Source organism: Xanthomonas sp. WHRI 10207 (assembly GCF_040202975.1).
In the GTDB taxonomy this organism is placed as follows: domain Bacteria; phylum Pseudomonadota; class Gammaproteobacteria; order Xanthomonadales; family Xanthomonadaceae; genus Xanthomonas.
Map to the genome: position 1 here is coordinate 412,174 of NZ_JBEGDX010000001.1, position 25,943 is coordinate 438,116.

At 65.3% G+C, this 25,943-nt stretch carries 25 protein-coding genes and 1 tRNA gene; 20 read left to right on the forward strand and 6 right to left on the reverse strand.

Features of this window, described 5'->3' with window-relative positions:
* The first annotated feature begins 5 nt into the window (after window positions 1-5).
* From ABQU90_RS01915 to ABQU90_RS01925, 3 genes are all read left to right on the forward strand, one after another.
* The gene (locus ABQU90_RS01915; protein WP_005913896.1) at window positions 6-326 is read left to right on the forward strand and encodes a YbaB/EbfC family nucleoid-associated protein; all 321 of its coding nucleotides are present in this window, start codon (window positions 6-8) and stop codon (window positions 324-326) included.
* Between the two features lie 99 nt (window positions 327-425).
* Window positions 426-1,019 (forward strand): recombination mediator RecR, encoded by a 594-nt coding sequence (gene recR / locus ABQU90_RS01920; RefSeq protein WP_055845864.1) that lies wholly within the window; start codon window positions 426-428, stop codon window positions 1,017-1,019.
* A gap of 271 nt (window positions 1,020-1,290) precedes the next feature.
* Window positions 1,291-1,641 carry a histidine triad nucleotide-binding protein gene (locus tag ABQU90_RS01925; protein WP_055845861.1) on the forward strand — a complete coding sequence of 117 codons (351 nt, stop codon included), beginning with the start codon at window positions 1,291-1,293 and terminating at the stop codon, window positions 1,639-1,641.
* A 356-nt stretch (window positions 1,642-1,997) separates the two neighbouring features.
* On the opposite strand, the gene ABQU90_RS01930 is transcribed toward ABQU90_RS01925, so the two are convergent.
* Genes ABQU90_RS01930 through ABQU90_RS01945 form a run of 4 tightly spaced genes read right to left on the reverse strand, consistent with a single transcriptional unit; the run spans window position 1,998 to window position 6,385 of the window.
* Window positions 1,998-2,531 (reverse strand): Slp family lipoprotein, encoded by a 534-nt coding sequence (locus ABQU90_RS01930; RefSeq protein WP_055845858.1) that lies wholly within the window; start codon window positions 2,529-2,531, stop codon window positions 1,998-2,000.
* Complete coding sequence (locus ABQU90_RS01935) at window positions 2,528-4,477, reverse strand: transglutaminase TgpA family protein (protein ID WP_323523183.1); 1,950 nt, start codon at window positions 4,475-4,477, stop codon at window positions 2,528-2,530. Before ABQU90_RS01935 ends, ABQU90_RS01930 begins: the two co-directional genes overlap by 4 nt.
* On the reverse strand, window positions 4,470-5,426 hold the full coding sequence (locus ABQU90_RS01940) for a DUF58 domain-containing protein (protein WP_323523184.1): 957 nt from the start codon (window positions 5,424-5,426) through the stop codon (window positions 4,470-4,472). The genes ABQU90_RS01935 and ABQU90_RS01940 overlap by 8 nt, the downstream gene beginning before the upstream one ends.
* A 5-nt stretch (window positions 5,427-5,431) precedes the next feature.
* Window positions 5,432-6,385 (reverse strand): AAA family ATPase, encoded by a 954-nt coding sequence (locus ABQU90_RS01945; RefSeq protein WP_323523185.1) that lies wholly within the window; start codon window positions 6,383-6,385, stop codon window positions 5,432-5,434.
* A gap of 37 nt (window positions 6,386-6,422) precedes the next feature.
* On the opposite strand from ABQU90_RS01945, the gene ABQU90_RS01950 reads away from it, so the two are divergent.
* Genes ABQU90_RS01950 through ABQU90_RS01960 form a run of 3 tightly spaced genes read left to right on the forward strand, consistent with a single transcriptional unit; the run spans window position 6,423 to window position 11,097 of the window.
* On the forward strand, window positions 6,423-8,264 hold the full coding sequence (locus ABQU90_RS01950) for a glycosyltransferase family 39 protein (RefSeq protein WP_323523186.1): 1,842 nt from the start codon (window positions 6,423-6,425) through the stop codon (window positions 8,262-8,264).
* An 8-nt stretch (window positions 8,265-8,272) separates the two neighbouring features.
* A complete protein-coding gene (locus ABQU90_RS01955) occupies window positions 8,273-9,268 on the forward strand; it encodes a glycosyltransferase (RefSeq protein WP_323523187.1) in 996 nt (331 codons plus the stop codon).
* Complete coding sequence (locus ABQU90_RS01960; protein ID WP_323523188.1) at window positions 9,268-11,097, forward strand: hypothetical protein; 1,830 nt, start codon at window positions 9,268-9,270, stop codon at window positions 11,095-11,097. The genes ABQU90_RS01955 and ABQU90_RS01960 overlap by 1 nt, the downstream gene beginning before the upstream one ends.
* 169 nt (window positions 11,098-11,266) lie before the next feature.
* Here the strand turns inward: ABQU90_RS01960 and ABQU90_RS01965 are convergent, their stop codons facing one another.
* Window positions 11,267-11,842 (reverse strand): Maf family protein, encoded by a 576-nt coding sequence (locus ABQU90_RS01965; RefSeq protein WP_115558937.1) that lies wholly within the window; start codon window positions 11,840-11,842, stop codon window positions 11,267-11,269.
* A gap of 109 nt (window positions 11,843-11,951) precedes the next feature.
* Here ABQU90_RS01965 and ABQU90_RS01970 point away from each other — a divergent pair, with 109 nt between their 5' ends.
* The 13 genes from ABQU90_RS01970 to ABQU90_RS02030 all read left to right on the forward strand — a co-directional run bounded on the left by ABQU90_RS01970 (window position 11,952) and on the right by ABQU90_RS02030 (window position 23,110).
* Window positions 11,952-12,461, forward strand: coding sequence for a YceD family protein (locus ABQU90_RS01970; protein ID WP_055845836.1), 510 nt, complete (start codon window positions 11,952-11,954; stop codon window positions 12,459-12,461).
* Between the two features lie 97 nt (window positions 12,462-12,558).
* Window positions 12,559-12,753, forward strand: a complete 195-nt coding sequence (rpmF, locus tag ABQU90_RS01975) for a 50S ribosomal protein L32 (RefSeq protein WP_010368401.1) — start codon at window positions 12,559-12,561, stop codon at window positions 12,751-12,753.
* 89 nt (window positions 12,754-12,842) lie between these two features.
* Entirely contained in the window at window positions 12,843-13,820 is a 978-nt protein-coding gene (locus tag ABQU90_RS01980; protein ID WP_055845834.1) for a beta-ketoacyl-ACP synthase III, read from the forward strand.
* A 620-nt stretch (window positions 13,821-14,440) separates the two neighbouring features.
* A complete protein-coding gene (gene fabD / locus ABQU90_RS01985; protein ID WP_323523189.1) occupies window positions 14,441-15,385 on the forward strand; it encodes an ACP S-malonyltransferase in 945 nt (314 codons plus the stop codon).
* Between the two features lie 82 nt (window positions 15,386-15,467).
* A complete protein-coding gene (fabG, locus tag ABQU90_RS01990; RefSeq protein WP_055845828.1) occupies window positions 15,468-16,211 on the forward strand; it encodes a 3-oxoacyl-ACP reductase FabG in 744 nt (247 codons plus the stop codon).
* Between the two features lie 156 nt (window positions 16,212-16,367).
* Complete coding sequence (gene acpP / locus ABQU90_RS01995; protein ID WP_002814322.1) at window positions 16,368-16,607, forward strand: acyl carrier protein; 240 nt, start codon at window positions 16,368-16,370, stop codon at window positions 16,605-16,607.
* 141 nt (window positions 16,608-16,748) lie between these two features.
* Window positions 16,749-17,984: a beta-ketoacyl-ACP synthase II gene (fabF, locus tag ABQU90_RS02000; RefSeq protein WP_115512332.1), complete on the forward strand. Its 1,236-nt coding sequence runs from the start codon at window positions 16,749-16,751 to the stop codon at window positions 17,982-17,984.
* 175 nt (window positions 17,985-18,159) lie between these two features.
* Window positions 18,160-19,515 (forward strand): aminodeoxychorismate synthase component I, encoded by a 1,356-nt coding sequence (locus tag ABQU90_RS02005; protein WP_323523190.1) that lies wholly within the window; start codon window positions 18,160-18,162, stop codon window positions 19,513-19,515.
* Window positions 19,516-19,575: 60 nt separating this feature from the next.
* Window positions 19,576-20,649, forward strand: coding sequence for an endolytic transglycosylase MltG (gene mltG / locus ABQU90_RS02010; protein ID WP_323523191.1), 1,074 nt, complete (start codon window positions 19,576-19,578; stop codon window positions 20,647-20,649).
* Window positions 20,646-21,605: a DNA polymerase III subunit delta' gene (locus ABQU90_RS02015; protein WP_115527253.1), complete on the forward strand. Its 960-nt coding sequence runs from the start codon at window positions 20,646-20,648 to the stop codon at window positions 21,603-21,605. Before mltG ends, ABQU90_RS02015 begins: the two co-directional genes overlap by 4 nt.
* Window positions 21,602-21,955 carry a PilZ domain-containing protein gene (locus tag ABQU90_RS02020; RefSeq protein WP_003483889.1) on the forward strand — a complete coding sequence of 118 codons (354 nt, stop codon included), beginning with the start codon at window positions 21,602-21,604 and terminating at the stop codon, window positions 21,953-21,955. The genes ABQU90_RS02015 and ABQU90_RS02020 overlap by 4 nt, the downstream gene beginning before the upstream one ends.
* A 327-nt stretch (window positions 21,956-22,282) precedes the next feature.
* Window positions 22,283-22,357, forward strand: a tRNA-Val gene (locus ABQU90_RS02025).
* Between the two features lie 426 nt (window positions 22,358-22,783).
* Window positions 22,784-23,110: a hypothetical protein gene (locus tag ABQU90_RS02030; RefSeq protein ID WP_104617099.1), complete on the forward strand. Its 327-nt coding sequence runs from the start codon at window positions 22,784-22,786 to the stop codon at window positions 23,108-23,110.
* 134 nt (window positions 23,111-23,244) lie between these two features.
* Here the strand turns inward: ABQU90_RS02030 and prpR are convergent, their stop codons facing one another.
* Window positions 23,245-24,843 (reverse strand): propionate catabolism operon regulatory protein PrpR, encoded by a 1,599-nt coding sequence (gene prpR / locus ABQU90_RS02035; protein ID WP_323523192.1) that lies wholly within the window; start codon window positions 24,841-24,843, stop codon window positions 23,245-23,247.
* A gap of 145 nt (window positions 24,844-24,988) precedes the next feature.
* Here prpR and prpB point away from each other — a divergent pair, with 145 nt between their 5' ends.
* Window positions 24,989-25,885: a methylisocitrate lyase gene (prpB, locus tag ABQU90_RS02040; RefSeq protein ID WP_055846320.1), complete on the forward strand. Its 897-nt coding sequence runs from the start codon at window positions 24,989-24,991 to the stop codon at window positions 25,883-25,885.
* Window positions 25,886-25,943: the final 58 nt, after the last annotated feature.

The following is a 25,943-nucleotide window of genomic DNA, read 5'->3' on the forward strand; positions in this document are numbered from 1 at the left end:
CGACCATGCGTGGAAACATTGCCCAATTGATGCAACAGGCGCAGAAGATGCAGGAAAACCTGCAGCGCGCCCAGGAAGAACTGGCCAAGCTGGAAGTCACCGGCACTGCCGGCGGCGGCATGGTCAGCGTGACGCTGACCGGCGCCAAGGAGTGCCGCAAGGTGCGGATCGACCCCAGCATTCTCTCCGACCAGGAAATGGCCGAGGACCTGATCGCCGCCGCCTTCAACGACGCCTCCAACAAGATCGATGCCGAATCCAAGGACCGCATGGGTTCGGCTACCGCCGGCATGCAGCTGCCGCCGGGCATGAAGTTGCCGTTCTAAGAATCAGGGATTGGGCATTCGGGATTGGAGATTGGCAAAAGCGAGATGGCTTTTGCCTTTGCGTATCCCGAATCTCCATTCCCGAATCCCGGCCACTCGATGTCCTCCTTACTCGAACAACTGATCGAAGCCTTCCGGGTGTTACCGGGCGTGGGCCAGAAATCGGCGCAGCGTATGGCCTATCACGTGCTCGAGCGCGAGCGCGAGGGTGGGCGACGGCTGGCGACGGCGCTTGCCAGCGCGGTGGAAAAGGTCGGCCATTGCGTGCAATGCCGCGACTTCACCGAGGCGGAAATCTGCCCGATCTGTGCCAATGCCAGCCGCGACCGGCAGCAGCTGTGCGTGGTGGAATCGCCAGCCGATCGTTTGGCGATCGAGCACGCTACCGGCTACCGCGGGGTGTATTTCATTCTGCAGGGACGGCTGTCGCCGCTGGATGGTATCGGCCCGCGCGAGCTGGGGTTGGACCAACTCGGCGAACGCCTGGCCGCCGGTGAAATCACCGAAATGATCATCGCCACCAACGCCACGGTGGAAGGCGAGGCCACCGCGCATTACCTGGCGCAGTTGGCGCGCCAGCATGGCGTGCGCCCCAGCCGGCTCGCGCAAGGCATGCCGCTGGGCGGCGAGCTGGAATATGTGGATCGCGGGACGCTGTCGCACGCCTTCGGTACCCGCAGTGAGGTGGTTTGAGGGCGAGGATTGGGGAGTCGGGATTTGGGATTGGTCAAAGCGGCCTGGCTGCGCGCTTGGGCTTCTAAGAATCCCGAATCTCGAATCTCGAATCACCAGCCGGCTGACCGCTGGGAACATCCAGCTACCGCATTGATAAAAACGGTGGAGGCGCCGGCCCTCTAAAACAGCTCATTGCTGCTGGGCACGGATCGAGGATGCACAAAAGCTGCCAGACCACGCGCGCGGTAAGCTCTTATCAATCCCAAATGACCAATCCCTAATCTCCGCCATGTCCGACACCATCTTCAGCAAGATCATCCGTCGCGAAATCCCAGCCACCATCGTCTATGAAGACGATGAGGTGCTGGGCTTTGAAGACATCGCGCCGCAGGCGCCGGTGCATGTGCTCTTCATTCCCAAGCTGCACGCCATTCCCACGCTGGACGACGTCCCGCCGGAGCAGGCGTTGCTGGTCGGCAAGTTGGCGCTCGCCGCTGCCGCGTACGCACGTGAGCAGGGCCTGGCGCAGGACGGCTACCGTATCGTGATGAATTGCCGCGAGCATGCCGGGCAGACGGTGTTTCATATCCATCTGCATCTGCTGGCCGGTGCGCCGCTGGGCCGCTTCGGCACGCCCTGACGAAATCGCTGGGCGTTGCCACCGATGTGACTGAACAGGTTCTCGAGCGGAAAGGGCAGGCCAGGGGTGAGCATCGCCAATCGCCAATCGCCAATCGCCAATCGCTAATCGCTAATCGCTAATCGCCAGTGCTGCGGTTGCGAGCCGATGTACACAAGCCGGCGCTCCCAGCATCCGCGCAGTAGTCGCGGTTCCAGCAGGGCTTGTTGCGCCCGCGCAGCGCCGGGCTGGCGAAATGGCGAAATGGCGAAATAAGAATCCAGCAAAAACGCGCTAATGCCGGCGGCTTGCCCGCACAAACAAAAACGCCGCTCCTTCAAGAGCGGCGTTTGCATCACAGTTGACTCAGCAGCCGATTACCACCAGCCGCGGCCCCAGCCCCAACCGCCGCCCCAACGCGGACCCCACGGGTCGCCCCAGGGGCCATACGGGTACGCCTGAATCACGTCGACGTCGCGCACTTCCGGCCACAGGTAGACCACATCCGCCGCCACCTTGGGCAGCTTGTAGTCGTACTCGCCGATCTTGGTGGTCTCATAGCCTTCGATCTTGCCGATGAAGGTGACTTCGCGGCCGGGTTCGAACACCGCCGGGTCATAGAAGCCCGAGCGGCAGGCCAGGAAGCGGCCATCGCTGGCATCCACGGCATTGCGGTCCGGGCGGCCGCTGGCGTTGAGCGGGCGCGAGATCAACTCGAAGCAGGTCTGGCCCTGGCTCGGCTTGGTCTGGATGATCTTGCCGCCCCAGCGCACCGAAGTGCCCAGCTGCGCGCTGGCAGTGGAATCGCTCGGGCTGACCGTGGGGAACTGGCCCTGCAGCGGCTTGGGCGCGGTGGCGCAGGCTGCGAGCCCGAGCACGGCGACAATGGGAAAAAGAAAGCGGGTACTCATGAGGAAACTCCGGTTCGCGGGCGATGCTGCTGCAGATCTTTGAGGAGTGAGGCGCTGTCCGAATCAGCGCCAGCGTAGCGCGCGGCAGCGAAACGTTGGCTGAGTGCCAACAGTGTGGTGTCGGGGTGGGTGCGGGCGACGCGTTGCGCCCAGGCGATGGCCGGTTCGTGCAGTTCGCGGGCAAGACCCAGCTTGCCGTAGCGCTGGCTCAGCCGGTGCCAGGCGCGCAGCAGCGGGTCGCGTTCGCGTTCGCCGCGCGCCAGCAGCCAGCTCATCCACGCCAGTGCGCTGACCGCGAACACGCCGAAGATGGTGGCCAGCTGGGTGGGCTCCAGGCGGTCGATGCCGAACGGCTGCAGCAGCCGTTGTTGGCGGTCGGCATTGAAGGACAGCACCAGATCGTTCCAGCCGCGCCGCAGCCAGTCGCTGACCTGGCCCAGGCCGGCCCAGGTACCGAGCTGGGCAAAGTTGTTGCCATCGGTTTGCAGGCGATCTTCCAGCGTGTCGTAGATGCGTTCCGGTGCCACGGCGGCAGTGGGGTCCACACGCACCCAGCCGCGTCCGGCCAACCACACCTCGGTCCATGCATGCGCATCCATGCGGCGCACCACCCAGTAGTTGCCCAGCCCGTTGTAGGTGCCACCCGCATAGCCGGTGACCACGCGCGCGGGGATGCCGGCAGCGCGCATCAGCACCACGAACGAGGAGCTGAAGTGCTCGCAAAACCCGGCTTTCTGCTGGAACAGGAATTCATCCACGCTATTGCGGCCAAGCAGCGGCGTATCCAGCGTGTAGGCGAATTCGCGCGTGATCCACCCCAGTGCGCGCTGCACCACGGCATCGTCGTTGTTGCCGGCTTCGGCCCGCCATTGCCTGGCAAGCGCAACGGTGCGTGGATTGAAGCCAGGCGGCAGCGCGAGTGCACGCTTGCGCAACTGATCGGGCAGGTCGGTATCGAAACGTGCCGGTGGCGCCGATTGCAACTCCCAGCGGGTCAGTGCGCTCAATGGCCGCTGCGCGAACAGTTCGTAATCGGGCGACAGCTCGGCGTCGGCCACGCCCTGGGTCGGCAGGTCCAGCGACACCAATTGGCGACGATCGGTGGGCTCGTAATCCAGTCGATAACGATAGGTCTGCGGGCCGGGCGTGACCGACGCGGGTTGGCCACGACCGGTCCAGCGCGCGCGCTGCCAGGTGCGGCCGTCGAAATCCCACATCACCGGCCCACGCCAGTAGCGCTGCTGCGGCGGTGGCGCCTTGCCGGTGAATTGCACGCGCAAGGCCGGGCTATCGTCGGCCATCAGGTCGATCCATTCGCCTGGCGACATGTTGTCCGAGAGTCCAGGCCTGGACAGTGCGCGCTCGGGCACGCCCCACAGCGGCGAACTCAGGCGCGGCAGCAACCAGAAGGTGGCCAGCGCCAGTGGCACCCCGATGGCGACCAGCTTGCCGATCCCGCGCAACTGCAGGCGTAGCGAAGGCGTGCGGGTGCGATGCTCCTCGTCGGCCAGTCGCTGCATGCTGAGCAAGGCGCTGACCACTGCCAGCAGCGCCAGGCCCATGGTTGCCGGGCCCTGGTCGAGCAGGAATGCCGCAAACGGCGCGAACAAGGCAAAGCCGAGCAGGCTGCGCGCATCGCGCAGGGTGCGCAGTTCGGAGGCCTTGATCGCAAGCATCGCGGCGAGCACCGCACAGCCGGTATCGCGGCCGAAGCGCATGCCTATCTGCCAGTACACCGCCGCCAGCATTGCGATCACCAGCAATACCCGCACCGGCGCCATCACGGTGCCGCGCCAGCTCAGCACGCCGACCAGGACCGCGGCTACCGCAATGGTGGTAGCGAGCAGGCCGGGCAGCTGCAGCAGTAACGGTGCCAGTGCCAGCCAGCTGGTGGCCAGGACCCAACCGCGGCTGGGCTGGCTGATCGGGAGGGATGGTTCAGTCATGAGGAAGCAGCGCCAGGGCGCGCAGGCACAAGTGCTGGTGGGACGGGCCTTGCGCAGGCCCCAGTGGTGGCTGGCCTGGCAGCAGCAAGCGATAACGCCGCCCGTCGCGCTCGGCCAGATTGACCCAGCGGGCAAGCCGCGCGATGCGGCGTTCGTAGGGCAGCGCGTGCAGCGTGCGCCAGTCCAGCGTCACTTCGATGCCCATCGGCTGTTCGTATTCGCGCACCAGCAAGGTGTCGCGACGCGCGGAATGCTTCCAGGAAATCGTGCGCGGCGCATCGCCAGCGCGATATGGGCGCAGCTGATGCAGTTCTTCGCCTTGCGCGTGCAGGCGGGTCTGGTTGGGCGAACCGGCACCGTCGGGCAGCGTGGGGCCGTGGTCTTCGGGTTTGGGGTAGGCCAGCAGCGGGGTTTCCGGCCACACCCATGACCAGGCCCGCACCAGGCCCAGCGGCTGGGTGCTCGACAGCCGGATGCGTTCGATGTCCTGCCAGCCGCGCTGTGTGGTGGGCACCAGCAGGTCGACGTCGGCCATCTCGTGCTCGACCAGCGAACAGAAACCGCTGCTTTGCAGATGGTCCAGCCGCAGCCCGCGCCGCACGCGGGTATCGCGACGTGCCAGTGACACCCGCATCCGCAGCGGCTCGCCGGCCACTACAGGTTCGGCCGAGACCGCTTCGATGCGCAGCGCCGACAACTGCAGATGCGCCATGATGCTGCTGGCGATCCCGGCGGTGGCCAGCAGCAGGGCTAGCAGCAAGGCCGGGTTGTTGTTGTAGTTCAACGCGCCCAGCAGCATCGCCAACAGCAAGCCGGTGATGAACAACCCGAAGCGGGTCGGCAACACATAGATACGCCGCCGATCCAGCACGATCGGCAACGCTTCCGCTCCCCGCGGACGGGCCAGCAGGCTGAGCCGGCGGCCGATGCCGCGCAAGGTTGCACGCACGTGTGTCAGTCCACCGGTACGCTGTGCAGCAGCGCCTTGGCCAGCGCCGGCCCGGAGGACGATTCTGCTTCCGGCACCAGCCGATGCCCGGCCACGGCCACGAACAGCGCCTGCACGTCTTCCGGCAGCACATGCTCGCGTCCAAGCAGCAGCGCATACGCCTTGGCGGCGCGCAGCAGCGCGATGCCGGCACGTGGCGACAGGCCCACGCGTACCCCGGCGTGCTGGCGGCTACGCAGCAGCAGCGCCTGCACGTAGCCGATCAAGGCATCGCTGGTATGGATCTGGTTGACCCCCGCACGCAGCGCGACTACCTCTGTATCGCTGAGCTGCGGTGCGGCCTGGGCGATCAGTTCGCGTCGGTCCACCCCGGACAGGAGCGCGCGCTCGGCATCGGCGCTGGGGTAGCCCAGGCTGAGCCGTAGCAGAAAGCGATCCAGCTGCGAGTCCGGCAACGGAAACGTGCCGGACAGGTCGACCGGATTCTGCGTGGCGATCACGAAGAACGGTTCCGGCAAGGCATGCGTCACGCCATCCAGGGTGACCTGTTGTTCGGCCATGGCTTCCAGCAGCGAGCTCTGCGTGCGCGGCGGCGCGCGATTGATCTCGTCGGCCAGCAGCACATGGGTGAACACCGGGCCGGGGTGGAACTGGAATTGGCGCGAGGCCGCGTCGTACACCGACACGCCCAGCACATCGGCCGGCAGCAGGTCGGAGGTGAACTGCACGCGCTGGAAGCCCAATCCCAGGCTGGAGGCCATGGCGTGGGCCAGGGTGGTCTTGCCCAGGCCGGGCAGGTCTTCGATCAACAGATGTCCCCCGGACAGCAGCGCCACGAACGCCAATCGCACTTCCTGCGCCTTGCCCAACAACAGCGAATTGACCTGGTCTTGCGCGCGCCCCAGCGATTGGCGCAGCGCATCGGTTAGCATTTCCGTGGAACGCAGCGGTGTCGACATCACAATTCCGTAGGTGAAAAGAAGAGTGCACAGGGCAATGCAGGGGGACCAACGGGCACATCGCACTTTCGTGATCCTGTGGACACTGGCGACGGCCGTCAAGCTGTTGATTGCCGCACGGCTGCCGTTGTTCGTGGACGAAGCGTTTTATTGGCAGGAAGGCCAGCACCTGGCCGCGGCCTATTCGGATCTGCCGGGCATGACTGCCTGGCTGGCGCGCCTGGGTGTGGAAGTTGGCGGGCACCATCTGCTGGCGTTGCGGCTGCCGTTTCTGGCCATCGCCGCGCTGCTGCCATGGCTGATCGCGCACATCGCCACGCGCTGGTTCGGCTCCACGCTGGGCTGGCAGGCGGGCAGTTTGACGCTGCTGATGCCGCTATCGGCCACGCTCGGCATCCTGGCCGTGCCGGACGTGCCGATGGCGCTGGCGGCGGTGTTGTGTATGGATGCCGGTGCACGGTTGCTGCGCGAGGTCGATGCCACCAGCGCGCTGGAGCTGGCGATCGGTCTGGTCATTGGCGCGCTCAGCCACTACCGCTTCGTCGGTGTGATCGGCATGGGCTGCATCGCGTTGCTGTGCATTCCGCAGGGGCGCGCGGTGCTGCGCGACCCGCGCATCTGGCTGGCACTGACCGTGGGTGCGGTGAGCTGGCTACCGCTGCTGTTCTGGAATACCGACCATGACGAGGCCGGGCTGCGCTTCCAGTTGGTCGACCGGCATCCGTGGCGGTTCCAGATCAGCGGGCTGTGGTTCTTGCTGATCCAGACGGTGGCGGTGACGCCGCTACTGGCCTGGGCGATGGTCAAGGTCAGTCTGGCCGGCACGCGTGCCGGCGGCGGGTCGCGTGCGCAGTGGCGCTATTTCGGCTTGCTGGGCGGCATCTCGACCGTGGCGATCTTCGTGCTCGGCTTCTTCAGCGATGCCGAACGGATCAGCTTCCATTGGCCGTTGCCTGGCTACTTCGCATTGCTGGTGGCGGTGCCGGTGATCCTGATGCGCTGGCCGCATTCGCTGCGCCGTGCCGCATGGCTGATCGCGCTGCTCGGCACACTGGGTGCCTACGGCTATTACCTGTCGGTCTCGGTGCCGTCGATCCGCGCGCATGCGGCTGGCGAAAAATACTACCCACGCAATTTTGCCGGCTGGAACGGTCTGGCGCGTGCGGTCAAACGCCAGTTGGCGCAGATGCCGCCGGGCACGCGCGTGCTGGCAGAAAATTTCAAGGTGGGCGCCGAACTCGGATTTCAATTGCACGATGCGCAGATCGAGGTGTTGCGCGCCGACTTGAACGACAAGCACGGGCGCAGCGCGCAATTGCAGCAATGGGGCCTGCTCAGCGACGGACGCCGCGATGGCCCGCGTCTGCTGGTGCTGTCGCCCAGCGATCAGCGTTACCGCGATCTGCTCAAGCGTTATCACGCCATCTGCGACATGGTCGGGCCGTTGCCACCGCCCACGGTGGTGTCCACCGATCACGGGTATCAACGTTTTCTGCTGTTCGCACTGCCGGCGCAACGGGCGCCCGGGCCGTGCATCGCCCCGGCAATGGCCTGGATCGATACGCCGCTACCGGATGTGCGCGTGGCTGGCCAGGTCCAGGTGCGCGGTTGGGCGTTCAAGGACGGCGTTGGCCTGGCCGATGTGGAGTTGCTGCTCGATGGCCGCCCGGTCGCGCAGGCCGACTACGGCAGCCCGATGGACGTCCGCCCGTACTGGAAGATTTCCACCGACCCGCAGCACCCCAATGTCGGCTTCTCCGCCACGCTCGACACGCACGCGCTGCCGCCCGGCACGCATTGGCTGGGACTGCGCCTGCACGGCCGCGACGGCAGCGTCGAGGACTGGTGGGAGCAGCCCGTTACCGTTTCCGCACCTTAGATCACGCAATGACTGACGCCTTGCCCGTTGTCCATCCCGCACATCTGTCCGGGTTTCGAATCGCTGTGCTGGTGCCGTGCCATAACGAGGCGGCAACCGTTGCCGAGGTGGTCGGCGATTTCGCCGCGGCATTGCCGGGGGCGGTGATCCATGTGCTGGATAACAATTCCAGCGACGCCACCGCGTCCAACGCCGCGGCGGCGGGCGCGCAGGTGTGCCGCGTTGCGCCGCAAGGCAAGGGCAATGTAGTGCGGCGTGGATTTGCCGATGTCGAAGCCGATATCTATGTGCTGGTGGATGGCGATGCGACTTACGACGCGGCTGCCGCACCGGCGCTGGTGCGCAAGCTCATCGACGAACGCCTGGACATGGTGGTCGGCGCGCGACGCGATCAACAGCAGGCCGCGTATCGGCCAGGGCACCGGCTCGGCAATGTCCTGCTGACGCGCTGCGCGGGGTTGCTGTTCGGGCGCAGTTTCGACGACATGTTGTCCGGATACCGGGTGTTTTCGCGGCGTTACGTCAAATCCTTTGCGGCGCACGCGCAGGGATTCGAGACCGAAACCGAGCTGGCCGTGCATGCCTTGCAGTTGCGCATGCCGGTGGCCGAGGTCGAAACGGCCTATGGCGTGCGCCCGGAAGGGTCGCAAAGCAAGCTGAACACCTGGCGCGACGGCTGGCGCATCCTCACCACGATTGCAAAACTGTTCAAGGCCGAGCGGCCGTTGTTGTTCTTCTCGATCGGTTTTGCGCTCAGTGCCGCGCTGTCGGTCGTGCTGGCGATCCCGTTGTTCGAGACCTATCTGCAAACCGGTTTGGTGCCGCGCTTTCCGACCGCGATCCTGTGCGTGGCGCTGATGCTGCTTGGCTTTCTGTTGCTGGCCTGCGGGCTGATCCTGGATACGGTCACGCGTGGACGCGTCGAAGCCAAACATCTGGCGTATCTCGCCGAGCCTGGCGTAGGTAGTCGTGTGGCCGCCTCGCATGGCAAGGAAGTGCGCTGATGACATCGGTGAGCATGTCGAAGTGGGCGACGCGTCGGCAGCGTGTGTTGCGCTGGGCGGATGGCCGTTTCGGCTTTCATTCGCAGCGCCAGGTCATCACTGCGGTGATGGCCGTGTTGCTGCTGGGCGCGCTGCTTTCGCTCGGTCTTGGCCAGGATGCCAACTGGGATTTACGCAATTACCACCTGTACATCGGTGATGCGTGGACCCACAACCGTCTGGGCGTGGATCTGGCGCCGGCGCAGATGCAGAGCTACTTCGGTCCGCTGCTCGATAGCCTGCATGCCTGGTTGATGTTGCATCTGCCCGGGCCGTTGGTCGGGGCGTTATTGGGCGCGCTGCATGCCGTGGTGTTCATTCCGGTGGCAGCGGTGGCGTGGCGTGTCCTGTCCAATGAATCGCGACGCGCGCAGTGGACGCCGCTCTTCGCGCTGGCCGGCATGTGCAGTGCGGTGTTCCTGTCCGAACTGGGCAACACCATGGGCGATACCGTCAGCGCGATCCCGGTGCTGGCGTCGTTGGCGGTCGTGCTGTTGGCGCAGGCCAATGCGCGGCAGGACCGACGTGTCACGTGGTTATGGGTCATCGCCGGCGCACTGATCGGTCTGGCAATCGCGCTCAAGCTCACCAATGCGCTGTACGCGCTGGCCCTGGCGCCAGCGGTGCTTTGCGACGGTGGACGCATGTGCTCGCGGGTTCTGGGGTTGGGCGTGCTTGCTGGTGTCGCCGTGCTCGCCTTGCTGCTCGCGGCCGGGTCCTGGTACTGGCAGGTCTGGCAACATCTGGGCAATCCGCTGTTTCCGCAATTCAACGGCGTGTTCAAGTCGCCGCTGGCTCAGCCGGTGTCGATTGCCGATGTCCGCTGGTTGCCGCGCAGCATTGGCGAACATCTGATCTGGCCGCTGCTGTTTACACTCAAACCGCAACGCATCGGCGATCTCGGCCTGGTGCAGGCGGGGTGGGCGGTGTTGTATGCGGTGACGCTGATGGCAGCAGGACGCCTCGTGCTGCGTCGCTCCCTACCCGCGACCAATCGCGATCGCGCAGCGGTTGTGCTGCTAGTGTTTTTCGGCATTGCCTACGCGCTGTGGCAAGCGGTCTTCAGCATCCATCGCTACCTGCTGGTACTGGAGTTGCTTGCGCCATTGGTGCTGTGGGTCGTGTGCCGGCGCGCTTTCGCGGTGAATGCAGATCGCAAGGCTTGGTGGTTGATCGGTGTGTGTGCGCTGGTTGCTGTGGTCGGATGGAAAGACTGGGGGCATGAGGCATGGGCGCGCGACAGTTTCCAGGTCGAGCAACCGGCGCTTGCCGATCCTGCGGCATCCACGGTGCTGCTGGTCGGCGACGAGCCGCAGTCCTGGCGTGTGCCGCTGTTGCCGCAGCAGGCGCGCTATATCGGTGTTGCGACCAATCTCTCCGAGACCGATCAGTACCGCGCGCAGGTCAGGTCCTTGATCGCCGAGCGGTCGCAGCTGTATGCAATGTTGGGTGCGACACGCGACAAGCAGCAATTGCGGATCGATCGCATGAACGGCTGGGCGCAGCAGATTGGCTGGGACATCCAGCCTCAGTGCACGCGGTTGCGCTGGTTGATCGCGCGCGGTCTGCGTGCGGAGCTGGAAGTGTCGCCGGGGCGCTGCGTGCTGCAGGTGCCCAAGGGCAAGGCGCTGGATACCGCCGCTGCAGATCGTGCGGTGCGCGAGTCCGCGCAGCAGCGTCTGGCTGCGTATGGGCTCACCCTGGATCCGTCACGTTGCCGCACCTTGTCCTCGCATGTCGGACAAGCCCAATACCCCTACCAGTTCTGCGCGCTCGCTCGCCCCCAGTAGCGCAAGCGGCCGGGCGTTGTGCGGCCGGGCAGCTGTGTATGGTCATGCGCGGCTTCAGTGGCCGCTTCCGCACCATCGTGGCTGGAGGTCTGTACTGTCACGGCCGACTTTCGATCGATGCGCCTGAACAGCGTCGCCGCACTCGAAAGCGAGGAACTGGCCTCGGGCCTCACGGAATCGCAAACCCCGCCTGCCGTAACAGTCGCGCCAGCGCGATCAGCGGCAGGCCGACCAGCGCGGTGGGGTCTTCCGAGCGAATTGCATCGAACAGGCTGATGCCTAGGCCTTCGCATTTGAAGCTGCCAGCGCAATCCAGTGCGGGCTCGGCGACCAGGTAGCGTTCGATCTCCACCGGTGTCAGCGGACGCAGCTGTACCTCGGTCATGTCCAGCGCGTGCAGGTGCTGGTCGGGGCCGATCAGGCTGACGGCGGTGTGGAAGCGCACCACGCGCCCGGACATGGCGCCTAGCTGCGCGCGTGCCTGGTCGAGGGTTCCCGGTTTGCCCAGGGCGCGGCCGTCCAGATCGGCGACCTGGTCAGAGCCGATGACCCAGGCGTCGGGCGCATGCGCGGCCACTGCGGCGGCCTTTTCGGCAGCCAGGCGGCTGGCGAGCGCGCTCGGCGCCTCGCCCGGCAGCGCCTGCTCATCGACCTCCGGGCGGGCGGTGGTGAAGTCCAGTTGCAGACGGCCGAGTAGCTCGCGCCGGTAGACGGAGGTGGAGGCAAGGATCAGGCGTGGCATCATGGGCGCCGAAAAGGACTGGCAGGGGAGTCTGCCAGCCCGCACGCCGTGCGGCACATGTGAATGGGTGCATTTGACATGGCTACTGCGGGTCTTTAACATTCTGCGGCTTATGTCCGCGAACGTACCCGAAATGCTGGATGCTTGGCGGATGGTCGCAGCGCGCAGGCGCTTCGATGGCCGCATCCCGCTATCTGCGATGACCCGCTTGCAGGGGAGTCTGGTCGATACCGATGGCGAATGTGTTTATTCGCTTCAGTTCGATCAGGACGATCTGCTCAAGGTCGCTTATGTCGAACTCAGCATCGATGTCGAGCTGCCGCTGGCCTGCCAGCGCACCTTGCAGCGTTTTCTGTATCCGGTGCAGATCAGGCAGCGTCTTGGCCTGATCCGCAACGAAGACGAAGAGTCCGCGTTGCCACTCGATTACGAAGCCTTGCTGGTGCCCGATGACGGCATGCTGCGGGCGGTGGATCTGGTGGAAGACGAACTGGTGCTGTCGGTGCCAGTGGTGCCGATGGCGCCGGGCAGCGAGGCCGTCGAGGCGGAGTGGGTGCCGAGCCAGGAAGAGCAAGACAAGGCCAGTCCGTTCGCGGCGCTGGCAGCGTTGAAGAAACAGTAACCGCCGCTGTTAAGGGCGGAAAGACAGGTCGACGCGGGCGTAGAGCGTGCTGTTCGACTCAACAGACAAGTTATCGAACTAAAGTTGGAGCAATCCCATGGCTGTGCAGAAATCCCGTGTCACCCCGTCGCGTCGCGGCCAGCGTCGTTCGCACGATGCCCTCACCGCCAAGCAGCTGTCGACCGATCCGACCAGCGGCGAGATCCATCTGCGCCACCACATCACCGCTGACGGTTACTACCGCGGCAAGAAGGTGATCACGACCAAGTCGTCGGCCGTCCAAGAAGATTGATCCGTGGCGCCCGCCGCAGTTTTGTTGGCGGGTGACCCTCGATACTTCCGGAGCCGCCAATCACCGCGGCTCTTGCACCAGGAAACAGCATGAGCAAGCGGATCTATTCCAGAATCGCGGGCACGGGTAGCTATTTGCCCGAAAAGGTGTTGACCAACGACGACATGTCCAAGATCGTCGACACCAGCGATGAATGGATCTTCTCGCGCACTGGTATCCGTGAGCGTCACATCGTCGCCGACGACCAGACCACCAGCGATCTGGCGTATTTCGCCTCGCTGAAGGCGATGGAAGCGGCCGGTGTCACCGCCGACGAGATCGACCTGATCGTCATCGGCACCACCACGCCCGACCTGATCTTCCCGTCCACTGCCTGCCTGCTGCAGGCGCGGCTGGGCAACGTCGGTTGCGGAGCGATGGACGTCAATGCCGCCTGTTCGGGCTTTGTCTACGCGCTCAGCGTGGCCGACAAGTTCGTGCGCAGCGGCGATGCAAAAACCGTGCTGGTGGTAGGTGCGGAAACGCTGACCCGTATCGTCGACTGGACCGACCGCACCACCTGCGTGCTGTTTGGCGACGGCGCTGGCGCGGTGATCCTCAAAGCCGACGAAGAGACCGGCATCCTCAGTACCCATCTGCATGCCGACGGCAGCAAGAAAGAGCTGCTGTGGGACCCGGTGGGCGTATCGGTCGGTTTTGGCGAAGGCAAGAATGGTGGCGGTACGTTGCTGATGAAGGGCAACGACGTCTTCAAATATGCGGTCAAGGCGCTGGATTCGGTGGTCGATGAGACCCTGGCGGCCAACGGCTACGACAAGCACGACCTGGATTGGCTGATCCCGCATCAGGCCAATCTGCGCATCATCGAAGCCACCGCCAAGCGGCTGGATCTGCCGATGGAGCAGGTGGTTGTCACCGTGGATCGCCACGGCAACACCTCGTCGGCCTCGGTGCCGCTGGCGCTGGACGAAGCGGTCCGCTCGGGTCGCGTGCAGCGTGGCCAATTGCTGCTGCTGGAAGCGTTCGGTGGTGGATTTACCTGGGGCTCGGCGCTGCTGCGCTACTGAGTTCCGCAGACCCTGCCGCCTCGGCGGACAGGGTCTGACGCTGTCAGGGCGATGCGTCCTGCAGAAACGACGTCAAACGCGCTGTGATCGCTGGACCGTGCTCCGGCGTAAGCCGTCTGCCGGTCTCGCTCGGTCTCTTCATCTTTCCATTCTCTTCGCATGCTGCTGGGGCTTGGGTGTTGTCCGACCTGGGTCGCGCCGTGGTGGCAATTCCGCGCGCGGTCCTGCATGTCTGGCGGATCGGCGAGTTGCATGCGTATCCAGTCAATAGTCCGCGAGTTGGCTTGGCTGTAACCAAACTGCGCTGATCCCCAGCGACAACGCTCGCTTGTTTGGGGCAGCCTTGCGATGCCGATGCGCCCACGCGCGACCATCGTTGGGGCACTCTGCCAGCCACCCGCCGCGTGCAATCCAGGGGCCGCCTTGAGCAGGGCGTTCGCTCTGGCGTTGGTATTAGCCGGTCTGCCTGGACCGGTTTACCGATGGCCATCTCGGCCTGCGGCGCCGGTTGTTCCTGCCCGGCCAAGTGTTGCCGCAGGCCGGGCTGCATACGCGGCAGTACAGACGCTAGAGCGATTTCGCACGTATCATCCCGGCTCGATTTTTGCTGGCAGCCGCGCGTGACTGAATCCACTCTCGCCTTCGTTTTCCCCGGTCAGGGGTCGCAGTCTTTGGGGATGCTGGCCGAACTGTCCGAATTGCATCCGCAGATTCGCGAAACGTTTGCCGAAGCCTCGGAGGGTGCTGGTGTCGACCTCTGGGCGTTGTCCCAGGGCGGCCCGGAAGAAATGCTCAACCGCACCGAGTACACCCAGCCGGCGCTGCTGGCGGCGGGCGTGGCGGTGTGGCGGCTGTGGACTGCGCAGCGTGGCGCGCGCCCGGCTGTGTTGGCTGGGCATAGCCTGGGCGAATACACCGCGTTGGTCGCTTCTGGTGCCTTGTCGCTGCATGACGGCGCGCATCTGGTGCGGTTACGCGGGCAGTTCATGCAGGCCGCAGCGCCGGCCGGTGTCGGTGCGATGGCCGCCGTTTTGGGCGCCGAAGACGCCCTGGTGCTGGAAGTCTGCGCCGAGGCGGCAGGCAGCCAGGTGGTGGTGCCGGCCAACTTCAATTCGCCCGGGCAGATCGTGATCGGCGGCGATGCGGCGGCGGTGGATCGTGCGCTGGCCTTGCTGGCAGAGCGCGGCGTGCGCAAGGCGGTCAAGCTGGCGGTGAGCGTGCCGTCGCATACTCCGCTGATGCGCGATGCGGCCAATCAACTCGGCGAAGCGATGGCCGGGTTGGCCTGGCACGCTCCGCAGATTCCGGTGGTGCAGAACGTCGATGCGCGCGTGCACGAGGGCAGCGCGGCGATTCGCCAGGCCTTGGTCGAGCAGCTCTACCTGCCGGTGCAGTGGACCGGCTGTGTGCAGGCGCTGGCGTCCCAGGGCATCACCAAGATCGCCGAATGCGGCCCGGGCAAGGTGTTGAGCGGGCTGATCAAGCGCATCGACAAGAGCCTGGACGCCCGCCCGCTGGCCACGCCAGCCGATTACGCCGGCGCGCTCGACGCGTGGGTGCACTGATCCGACGCACATGCCGGTGCTACCGGCATCCCTCGACGCTCGCGGCACTGATCGCAGCGTCCCCCTTCGAGGAACAGTAGTCATGAGCAAGCCTCTGCAGGGCGAAATCGCCCTCGTCACCGGTGCCAGTCGCGGCATCGGCGCGGCCATTGCCGACACCTTGGCCGCCCAGGGCGCCACCGTGATCGGTACCGCCACCTCGGCCTCCGGCGCCACGGCCATCGGCGAGCGGCTGGCTGCCCATGGCGGCCACGGTCGCGAACTCAACGTCACCGATGGGGCGGCGGTCGATGGCCTGATCGAGGCGATCGGCAAGGAATTCGGTGCCATCTCGATTCTGGTCAACAACGCCGGCATCACCCGCGACAACCTGTTGATGCGGATGAAGGACGACGACTGGCAAGCCATCATCGACACCAATCTGACCAGCGTGTTCCGCACCTCCAAGGCGGTGATGCGCGGCATGATGAAGGCGCGCAAGGGCCGCATCATCAATATCGCCTCGGTGGTCGGGGTGACCGGCAATCCGGGACAGACCAACTACGCCGCGGCCAAGGCCGGCATCATCGCGTTCTCCAAGTCGCTGGCCAAGGAAATCGGTTCGCGCGGGATTACCGTGAATGTGGTGGCGCCCGGTTTCATCGATACCGATATGACCAAGGCGTTGCCGGAGGAGGCCAAGGCCGCCTTGCTGCAGCAGATCGCGCTCGGTCACCTGGGTGCGCCGGAGGACATCGCCAACGCGGTGGCGTTCCTGGCCGGCCCGACCGCCCGCTATATCACCGGCGAGACCCTGCACGTCAACGGTGGCATGTACATGCCGTGAGCGTGCGTCGCCGGGAGGCGCTAAGTGGCTGATCGGCCGGGACTTGTGATGCAATGCAAGGCTCGGGCGCTTCCACTACACTATCCAACGCGGCCATCGCAGCGGCGATGGCGTTTTTTTCGTACCACCACTACTCCAGCTGGAGCGATATCCCCAATGAGCACCATCGAAGAACGCGTCAAGAAAATCGTCGTCGAACAACTCGGCGTCAAGGAAGAGGAAGTCACCACCAGCGCATCGTTCGTCGATGACCTGGGTGCCGACTCGCTGGACACCGTCGAGCTGGTGATGGCGCTGGAAGAAGAGTTCGAGTGCGAGATCCCGGACGAAGAGGCCGAGAAGATCACGTCGGTCCAGCAGGCGATCGACTACGTCAAGGCTCACGTCAAGAGCTGATGCGTTGTTCCTGACTGCGGTGGCGTGCATTACGCCGCTGCTGCGTCAGACATTCCATGGGGCCGCTGATGCGGCCCTGTGTTTTTCAAGCGTCACCCGCAAACCGCAAGCACCGTCCGTTCCGTGGTGAGGAGATCTGCAATGAGTCGTCGTGTTGTCGTTACCGGCATGGGCATGGTGTCGCCGCTGGGCAATGATCTGGCCAGCAGCTGGGATGGGATCATCCACGGGCGCTCAGGCATTGGCCCGATCACGCAGATCGATGCGTCGCAGTTCACCACCAAGATCGCCGGCGAAATCAAGAATTTCGACCCCACGCTTTTTGTGTCCGCCAAGGACGTCAAAAAGATGGATTCGTTCATCCACTACGGTGTCGGCGCCTCGTTCATGGCGCTGGACGATTCCGGCCTGGTCATCGACGAAAGCAATGCCGAACGCGTTGGCGCCATTCTCGGCTCCGGCATCGGCGGGCTGCTCGGTATCGAAGAGCAGACCATCAAATTTCATGAGGGCGGCGCGCGCAAGATTTCGCCGTTCTATGTGCCCAGCACCATCATCAACATGTTGCCGGGCCAGGTCAGCCTGATCAAAGGCCTGAAAGGCCCGACGTTCTCGGCCGTATCGGCGTGCGCCACGTCCAATCACTCGATTGGCACGGCGATGCGCATGATCCAGTACGGCGATGCCGACGTGATGCTGGCCGGCGGCGCCGAGCGCGGGTCCTCGCCGAGCTCGGTGGGCGGGTTCTGCGCGATGAAGGCGATGTCCACCCGTAACGACGATCCCATCGCTGCATCGCGTCCCTGGGACAAGCAGCGCGACGGCTTCGTGCTGGGCGACGGCGCCGGCGTGCTGGTGCTGGAAGAGTACGAACACGCCAAGGCGCGTGGCGCGCGCATCTATGCCGAGCTGGTCGGCTTCGGCGCCAGCTCGGACGCGTTCCACATGACCGCCCCCAGCGAAGACGGCGAAGGCGCGGCGCGCAGCATGGTGGCCGCCATGCGCGATGCCAAGCTCAACCCCGAGCAGATCGGTTACCTCAACGCGCACGGCACCTCCACGCCGCTGGGCGATCTGGCCGAAACGCTGGCGATGAAGCGCGCGTTGGGCGACCACGCCTACAAGACCATGGTCAGCTCGACCAAGTCGATGACCGGCCACCTGCTCGGCGCGGCCGGCGGTGTGGAAGCGATCTTCTCGGTGATGGCACTGCATACGGGCATCATCCCGCCGACCATCAACCTGGAAGAGCCCAGCGAAGGCTGCGACCTGGATTACGTGCCGAACGTGGCGCGCGAGGTCCAGGTGGATGCGGTGATGTCCAACGGCTTCGGCTTTGGCGGCACCAACGGCACACTGGTGTTCAAGCGCGTCTGAGTCGGCGCGTCTGCGCGCTCGCACGACGCGTCACGCAACAGTCCTTGGCCGCCGCGCGCACTGCATTCGTGCGGCCAGCCGGACAGTGTTGGCTTGACCTAATCCTGATCCACGCATCGCGCGCGCTGCCTTTTGGAAGGCGGCGCGCTTTTGCATCTCACGCCACCCCGGACCGATGACGCTCACCCGATCACTGCACGCGGACATCGACTTGCTGGCACTGCATCGGTTGGCGCCGCAGCGGTACCCGGCGTTGCTGGAATCCACTGCCTCCGGTACCGAGCATGGGCGCTGGGATGTGCTGTTGCTGGCAGATGGCGCCAGCCTGCGGCTGGATCCGGATGGCGTGACGCGCGATAGCGATGGTCAAGCGCTCGAATGCAATTTTTTGGACGCGCTGGATGCCGCTTGGCACGCCGAACGGCTGCCGCGCGATGCGACCAGCGCATTGCCGTTTCGTGGCGGCTGGGCGGTATTGCTGGACTACGAATTGGCCGCGCAGGTCGAGCCGATCCTGCAGCTGCCTGCGCGGACCGACCGCCTGCCGAGCGCGCTCGCCTTGCGTGCGCCGGCGGCGGTGTTGCGCGATCGCATGGACGGGCGCTGCATCGCGCTGGCCGAATCGGGGCGCGAGGATCTGCTAAATCGCATCGACGACGACATAGCCGCCTGCGCTGCGCTGCCGCCGTTGCCGGCCTGGGTCGGGCCGGTTGCGGTGGACGAAGACGTGCCCGAGCGCTTTACCGATGCGGTGCAGCGGGTGCTCGATTACCTGCGTGCCGGCGATGTGTTCCAGGCCAATATCTCGCGCGCCTGGAATGCACGCTTTGCCGCTGCGGTGGATCCGGCGGCGCTGCACGCCCGGTTGCGTTCGGCCAACCCCGCGCCGTTCGCCGGCGTGTTTGTGGCGGCCGGGCGCGCGGTAGTGAGCTCGTCGCCCGAGCGGCTGGTATCGGTGCACGGCGATGCGGTGCAGACGCGCCCGATCGCCGGAACGCGCGCGCGCTTTGCCGGCGACGACGATGCGGCGCGCATCCGCGAGCTGGTCGGCCACCCGAAAGAGCGCGCCGAGCACGTGATGCTGATCGACCTGGAGCGCAACGACCTGGGCCGGATCTGCGTGCCCGGCACGGTCGAGGTGGATGAGCTGATGGCGGTGGAAAGCTATGCCCACGTGCATCACATCGTCAGCAACGTGCGTGGCCGTCTGCGCGCCGGGGTCACGCCGGGCGAGGTGATCGCGGCGGTGTTTCCGGGTGGCACGATTACCGGCTGCCCGAAGGTGCGCTGCATGCAGATCATCGCCGAGCTCGAACAGACCGCGCGCGGCGCTTACACCGGCGCGTTCGGCTGGCTCAACCGCGATGGCGACATGGATCTGAACATCCTGATCCGCACCGCGGAGGTGGCGGGTGCGCAGGTGCGCTTTCGCACCGGCGCCGGCATCGTGGTGGACTCGGACCCGCAACGCGAGCTGGACGAGACCCGCGCCAAGGCGCGTGGCGTGCTGCGTGCGATCGAGCCGACATGAGCGCTTCAACGGGACATCACCGGCGCGCGGTATCCTGCGCGGCGCTAGGGCAATGACGAGGTGGGTGTGGCGGTGACTGGCAAACGCGGATGTCTGGCCGTGCTGGGCACGGCATTGCTGCTCGTAGCGCTGCTGGCGATTGCCGCGCTGGTGGCATGGCGGCATTACCTGCACTTCGCGCAGACGCCGGTGAGCGCCACGGCGCCCAGCGTGGTGATTGCGCCGGGCGATTCGCTCAGGGCCACCTTGCGCAAATTGCGCGAGGCCGGCATCGCGCAAGGCACCGATCTGGAATGGCAACTGCTGGCGCGTCAGGTCGATGCGGCCGGCAAACTCAAGGTGGGCGAGTACGCGTTGGCGCCGGCCCTGTCGCCGCGCGAATTGCTCGGTCGCATGCGCCAGGGGCGGGTGATCCAATACCGTTTCACGATCGTGGAAGGCTGGAATTTCCGTCAGTTGCGCGCCGCGCTGGCCACCGCCACGCCATTGCAGCAGACCATCGGCACCCTGGATGACGCCGCGCTGATGGCGCGGGTAGGGATTGCCAATCAGCATCCGGAAGGCCGCTTCCTGCCGGAGACCTATCTGTATCAACGCGGCGACAGCGATCTGGATGTGCTCAAACGCGCCCATGCGGCGATGGACAAGGCGCTGGCGCAGGCCTGGGAGCAGCGCGCCGCCAACTTGCCGCTGACCTCGCCAGAGCAGGCGCTGATCCTGGCGTCCATCATCGAAAAGGAAACCGCGCTGGGCAGCGAGCGGCCGTTGATCGCCGGGGTGTTTCTGCGTCGCCTGCAGCTGGGCATGAAGCTTCAGACCGACCCCACTGTGATCTACGGCATCGGTAGCGGCTACGACGGCAACATTCGTCGTCGCGACTTGACCACCGATACCCCGTACAACACCTACACCCGCACCGGCCTGACCCCCACGCCGATCGCCATGCCCGGCCGCGAGGCGCTGCTGGCAGCGGTGCGCCCGGCGCCCGGCGATGCGCTGTATTTCGTCGCCGTTGGCGACGGTACTGGCGCGCATGCGTTTTCGGCCACCCTGGCCGACCATAACGCGGCGGTGGCGCGCTACCTGCAGCGTCGCCGCCTGCCGAACATGCCGCAACCGGAGCCCACGCCATGACCGCCGTGTTTTCGCCCTGGCAGCAGCGCGCCTTCGACCAGACGGTGGCAGCGCTGGACGCCGGCCGGCTCGGACACGGGCTGCTGATCTGCGGCCCGGAAGGGTTGGGCAAGCGCGGCGTGGCATTGGCGCTGGCCGAACACGTGCTGGCCAGCTCGCCGGACCCGGCGTTGGCGCAGCGCACGCGGCAATTGATCGCCGCCGGCACCCATCCGGATCTGCAGCTGATCTCGTTCATTCCCAATCGCACCGGCGACAAGCTGCGCACGGAAATCGTCATCGAGCAGGTGCGCGAGGTGTCGCAAAAGCTGTCGCTGACGCCGCAGTACGGCATCGCCCAGGTGGTGATCGTCGACCCGGCCGATGCGATCAATCGCGCCGCCTGCAATGCCTTGCTCAAGACCCTGGAAGAGCCCTCGCCGGGCCGCTACCTGTGGCTGATCAGCGCGCAGCCGGCGCGTTTGCCGGCCACCATCCGCAGCCGTTGCCAGCGTCTGGAATTCAAGCTGCCGCCCGCGCACGAAGCGCTGGACTGGTTGCTGGCACAAGGCATCAGCGAGCGTGCCGCGCAGGATGCCCTGGACGCCGCACGCGGCCACCCCGGGCTGGCCGCACAGTGGTTGCGCGAGGATGGCCTGACGGTGCGTCGCGCGGTGGCGCAGGACCTGGAGCAGATCGCCAGCGGCCGCGCCGGTGCGGTAGAGGTTGCGCAGCGCTGGACCAACGACGGCCAGGCCGATCAGCGTCTGCGGCATGCCGCCGACCTGGCATTGGCACAGGCCTCGGCCGGCTTGACCGATCCATCGCGGTTGCACAAGCTGGCGACCTGGTTCGACGCCGCCAATCGCACACGCGATCTGCTGCGCACCACCGTCCGCGCCGACCTGGCAGTGACGGAATTGCTGCTGGCCTGGCGCGAGGGAGCGCACCAGGCACGTTCTAGGGGAACTCGATGAGTGCAATGAATGCACGCCAAGGCATTTTGTCGCTGGCGTTGAAAGACAAGCCGGCGCTCTACAGCGCGTACATGCCGTTCGTCAAAGGCGGCGGCATCTTCGTGCCCACGCCCAAGCGCTACATGCTGGGCGATGAAGTTTTCCTGCTGCTGACCCTGCCCGATTCCAGCGAGCGCCTGCCGGTGGCCGGCAAGGTGATCTGGACCACGCCTGCGGGCGCGCAGGGCAACCGCGCCGCCGGCATCGGCGTGCAGTTTCCGGACGGCCCGGAAGGCGAGGCGGTGCGCAACAAGATCGAAACCCTGCTGGCCGGCCTGACCACCTCGGACAAGCCGACGCATACGATGTGATGCGGTTGTTGTTGGGCATGCGGCCGGCCGCCGGCCGCCGCACAACTGCTGCGGCAGGGTTGCCACTAACCGCAGTGCGCTGACTCCGGTGTAGGTGAGACTCCTGTCAGGTGGGAATGAGCCATCAGGAGCCAGGCAAGTGATCGGCTTTGCGCTAAGTCCAGCCAGTTAACGTGCGTGATGCCGGGCAGAGAGGGGCAGCGCCGTCGGCTGGCGGGATGAGGCCGGCGTCTGCAAACTGCCGTGGTTTTCAGTAGGCACCCACCGGGTCGAACGCGGCTGTTGACGATTGCTGCAGCTGCCCTATAATGTGCGGCTCGCGTCACCGGGCGGTTAGCTCAGCGGTAGAGCATTGCCTTCACACGGCAAGGGTCACAAGTTCGAACCTTGTACCGCCCACCATGAATTCAGAGTCAGATGAAAACCGGCGAAAGCCGGTTTTTTTCTTTGCCGCAGTGTCGTAGCGGCTACATGGATGGGCGATGCGATAGCGCCGCAGTCCTCATTCTTATGCAGCACTCGGCAGCCACTGCCACTCACTCAGCGGCATGCGTTCTGTGCGGTGGTTCGCGTTGGCGCGCGACATCGCGATGTCGCGTTTCTTGCGCGTTCGATCAGGACTGGCCATCTGCATGGCTTGGACGCTGCGGTTACTCGATTGCACCGGGAATGAATCCGTGTGGCAGGGTCGCTGTCTCACATTTGGTAGTGGCGCTGCATTGCATTTCGAGAAGCGGTGCACGTAAGCACTTTTCGCTAGGGTCGGTGCCTTGCGAGCTCGACAGGGACTTGCCATCCTGCAAGGCCCCGGATCGAGATGGAGTGGCGATGAAGACGCTGCTTGGAAGTGCGCTGGTTGCGATGTTGCTGTTGGCCGGGTGCGCGCGCGATGTTGGCGAGCAGTACGTGGGCAAGTGGGTCAATGTGAAGTCGCAGAAGAATGTGCTGAGCATCGAGCACAATGGCGAAAGCTTCATCATTCGCGATACCACGCCGGAGCTGTTCGGTAGTGGCGTGAGGACCCGAAATTATCCGGCGCTGCTGACCAAGGGTGTGCTGCAGGTGTCCAGCGGCAGCGGTACGGTCAATTATGCGATCGACGAGGCGACGGGTCGACTGAGTACGGGCGATACCGAGTACACGCGGATCAAGTAATCGCGTATCGACGCGTGCGGGTTGATTGTCGCGCTCAGCCGCGTGTCGTGCATGCTGCATGCAGCTGGGCATCACCTGATGTACGGCATCGCTCGTGTCCAACCTTGGCTGAAAGCCGAGCGAACGTGCGATGTTCAACGCTGTGGCGCCATCGCCTGTGCCTGCATCCAGCGCCACAAGGTGGTGCGCGAAACGCCGAGTGCCTGGGCGGCGAGGGCACGGTTGCCGTTGGCGCGTTCCAGTGCCGTGCGCACCGCTGCGGCGGTGAGTTGCAGGCGCGATGCTGCAAGCTCGGTGTGCGCCTGTGGTGCAGGGTCGCTGACGTGTGCGTCGAACAGTTCCGGCGCCCAGCGTTGGAGTTGTTCCAGGCTCAGGTGGTCATGCGCTTGTGCTTTCCAGTGAATGCATAAGCGTTCGACCAGGTTGCGTAGTTCGCGCACATTGCCCGGCCATGCATGCTGTTGCAGCCGTTGCAGCGCTGCGGGCGACAATGGCGATGCGATGCTGCCCAATTGCTGAAAGTAGTGCGTCAGCAGCATCGCAATGTCGTCGGGGCGGTGGCGTAACGGCGGTAGTGCGATGCGTAGTGCATTCAAGCGATAAAACAGGTCGCGACGAAAGCGCCCTTGCTCTACCAGGGAGTGCAGATCCTGCAGGCTGGCAGCGACCACGCGCACATCCACCGCAATTGGCACGGTGGCGCCGACGCGCAGCACTTCGCGCTCTTCCAACACGCGTAGCAGGCGCGTCTGTAGTGGCATCGGCAATTCGCCGATCTCGTCGAGAAACAACGTGCCGTCCTGCGCGGCTTCGATCAGGCCGGTGTGGCCGCCGCGGCGTGCGCCGGTGAAAGCGCCATCGCTGTAGCCGAACAATTCCGCTTCCAGCAGCGATTCGGTGATGGCGCCGCAATTGATCGCGACAAAGCGGCCGCGCCGGCGACTGCCGGCATGCAGTTGTCGGGCGACCAACTCCTTGCCGGTCCCGGTCTGGCCGCTGATCAACACGGTGCCCGCGTGCGGCGCATACAACTGCACCAGCTCGCGGACGTGCACCATTGCCGTGTCGTCGCCGAGCAGCGCGTCGCTGCGGCGTGTCCGTCGTGCGTTGCTGTGGGCGGCTGGGGGTTGCTGGCTGGAAGCAGTGCCTAATGCAATGGCGTTTTCCAGTGCGTGACGGACCGAATCTGCCGAATACAGCAGCACGCCGGGCAGGCCGGCCTGCTCGGCGAAATCGATCGCCATGCCGGTGCCCACGATGACCTGGATACCGCCGGCACGCAGGTCGGCAATGCAGTCGCGCGCGTCCTCGGCGGTGACGAAGCGGCGATGTTCGATGTCCAGGTCGAAGCTGCGCTGGAAGGCGTGGAACGATGGAACGTCGCTGGCATGGGTCACCACGCCGATGCGCGGTGCGATGCGGCGCGCACGCGCCAGCGCTTCCATCAGGTCGAAGCCGGTGGCCTGGATCGGCGCCAGCGGCAGCGCGAGCCGGCTGCGCAGGTAGGCGGCATTGGAGCCGCCAGCGACCAGGACGTCGCAGCGCTCGCGGCGCAGGCGCTGGCCGATGACGTCCACGGCGTCGGCAAAGCCGAGGTTGATCTGCTCGATGCGCGCGCGCTGGTCGAATTCGGGGATGACGTCGGCAAGCAGGCCGGTCAGTCGCGACACGCTGACGGTCCAGATCACCGGTGGCGATGTGTCTGCCGGGTCGGCGGGGGAGGGGTTGCGCATCGGGTTTGGCGTGTTCCATGGGTGTTTCATGTTGCGCCACGTGTTTCATATCCGCAACGATTCGCTGACGGTGCCCAGTGGAATCAAGTGCTTGCGATTGGCACAGGGTTTGCGAACTATCCGTTATCCCATCCCAGGAATCGCCATGACGTCCTCGCCCATTTCTTCCGCCGGTACCCGCTTCCGTGCGGCGCTGGCCGCCGAGTCGCCGCTGCAGGTCATCGGTGCGATCAATGCCAACCATGCGCTGCTGGCCCAGCGTGCCGGGTATCAGGCCATCTATCTGTCGGGCGGCGGCGTGGCGGCGGGTTCGCTGGGGCTGCCGGATCTGGGCATCAATACGCTGGAAGATGTGCTGATCGATGTGCGCCGCATTACCGATGTGTGCGGGTTGCCGCTGCTGGTGGACGTGGACACCGGCTTCGGGCCGAGCGCGTTCAACATCGAGCGCACCATCAAATCGCTGATCAAGGCGGGCGCGGCCGGTTGTCATATCGAAGACCAGGTCGGCGCCAAGCGCTGCGGGCATCGGCCGGGCAAGGAGATCGTCAGTCAGGGCGAGATGGTGGACCGGGTCAAGGCAGCGGCCGATGCCAAGACCGACCCCGCGTTCTTTTTGATCGCGCGGACCGATGCCATCCAGATGGAAGGCGTGGACGCGGCGATCGAGCGCGCCATCGCCTGCGTGGAAGCGGGCGCCGACGGCATCTTTGCAGAGGCCGCCTACGACCTGGACACCTACAAGCGCTTTGTCGATGCGGTGGGCGTGCCGGTGCTGGCCAATATCACCGAGTTCGGCAAGACGCCGCTGTTTACGCGCGACCAACTGGCCGCTGCCGGCGTGGCGATCCAGTTGTTTCCGCTGTCGGCATTTCGTGCGGCCAACAAAGCTGCCGAGGACGTCTACACCGCGATCCGCCGCGATGGCCATCAACAAGCGGTACTGGAAACCATGCAGACGCGCGAAGAACTGTACGAACGCATCGGCTACCACGACTACGAACAACGTCTGGATGCACTGTTTGCACGCAAAGGCGCATGATCGCCGCTTGCTGCGTCCACCTGGTCACTCCTCCGTGACACCGCAACACGCCACAGCT

Bases quoted from the DNA above. Each gene is read 5' to 3' on its own strand.
- ABQU90_RS01915 (WP_005913896.1), top strand. From the start codon at position 6: ATGCGTGGAAACATTGCCCAATTGATGCAACAGGCGCAGAAGATGCAG.
- recR (WP_055845864.1), top strand. From the start codon at position 426: ATGTCCTCCTTACTCGAACAACTGATCGAAGCCTTCCGGGTGTTACCG.
- ABQU90_RS01925 (WP_055845861.1), top strand. From the start codon at position 1,291: ATGTCCGACACCATCTTCAGCAAGATCATCCGTCGCGAAATCCCAGCC.
- ABQU90_RS01930 (WP_055845858.1), bottom strand. From the start codon at position 2,531: ATGAGTACCCGCTTTCTTTTTCCCATTGTCGCCGTGCTCGGGCTCGCA.
- ABQU90_RS01935 (WP_323523183.1), bottom strand. From the start codon at position 4,477: ATGACTGAACCATCCCTCCCGATCAGCCAGCCCAGCCGCGGTTGGGTC.
- ABQU90_RS01945 (WP_323523185.1), bottom strand. From the start codon at position 6,385: ATGTCGACACCGCTGCGTTCCACGGAAATGCTAACCGATGCGCTGCGC.
- ABQU90_RS01950 (WP_323523186.1), top strand. From the start codon at position 6,423: ATGCAGGGGGACCAACGGGCACATCGCACTTTCGTGATCCTGTGGACA.
- ABQU90_RS01955 (WP_323523187.1), top strand. From the start codon at position 8,273: ATGACTGACGCCTTGCCCGTTGTCCATCCCGCACATCTGTCCGGGTTT.
- ABQU90_RS01960 (WP_323523188.1), top strand. From the start codon at position 9,268: ATGACATCGGTGAGCATGTCGAAGTGGGCGACGCGTCGGCAGCGTGTG.
- ABQU90_RS01965 (WP_115558937.1), bottom strand. From the start codon at position 11,842: ATGATGCCACGCCTGATCCTTGCCTCCACCTCCGTCTACCGGCGCGAG.
- ABQU90_RS01970 (WP_055845836.1), top strand. From the start codon at position 11,952: ATGTCCGCGAACGTACCCGAAATGCTGGATGCTTGGCGGATGGTCGCA.
- rpmF (WP_010368401.1), top strand. From the start codon at position 12,559: ATGGCTGTGCAGAAATCCCGTGTCACCCCGTCGCGTCGCGGCCAGCGT.
- ABQU90_RS01980 (WP_055845834.1), top strand. From the start codon at position 12,843: ATGAGCAAGCGGATCTATTCCAGAATCGCGGGCACGGGTAGCTATTTG.
- fabG (WP_055845828.1), top strand. From the start codon at position 15,468: ATGAGCAAGCCTCTGCAGGGCGAAATCGCCCTCGTCACCGGTGCCAGT.
- acpP (WP_002814322.1), top strand. From the start codon at position 16,368: ATGAGCACCATCGAAGAACGCGTCAAGAAAATCGTCGTCGAACAACTC.
- fabF (WP_115512332.1), top strand. From the start codon at position 16,749: ATGAGTCGTCGTGTTGTCGTTACCGGCATGGGCATGGTGTCGCCGCTG.
- ABQU90_RS02005 (WP_323523190.1), top strand. From the start codon at position 18,160: ATGACGCTCACCCGATCACTGCACGCGGACATCGACTTGCTGGCACTG.
- ABQU90_RS02015 (WP_115527253.1), top strand. From the start codon at position 20,646: ATGACCGCCGTGTTTTCGCCCTGGCAGCAGCGCGCCTTCGACCAGACG.
- ABQU90_RS02020 (WP_003483889.1), top strand. From the start codon at position 21,602: ATGAGTGCAATGAATGCACGCCAAGGCATTTTGTCGCTGGCGTTGAAA.
- ABQU90_RS02030 (WP_104617099.1), top strand. From the start codon at position 22,784: ATGAAGACGCTGCTTGGAAGTGCGCTGGTTGCGATGTTGCTGTTGGCC.
- prpR (WP_323523192.1), bottom strand. From the start codon at position 24,843: ATGCGCAACCCCTCCCCCGCCGACCCGGCAGACACATCGCCACCGGTG.
- prpB (WP_055846320.1), top strand. From the start codon at position 24,989: ATGACGTCCTCGCCCATTTCTTCCGCCGGTACCCGCTTCCGTGCGGCG.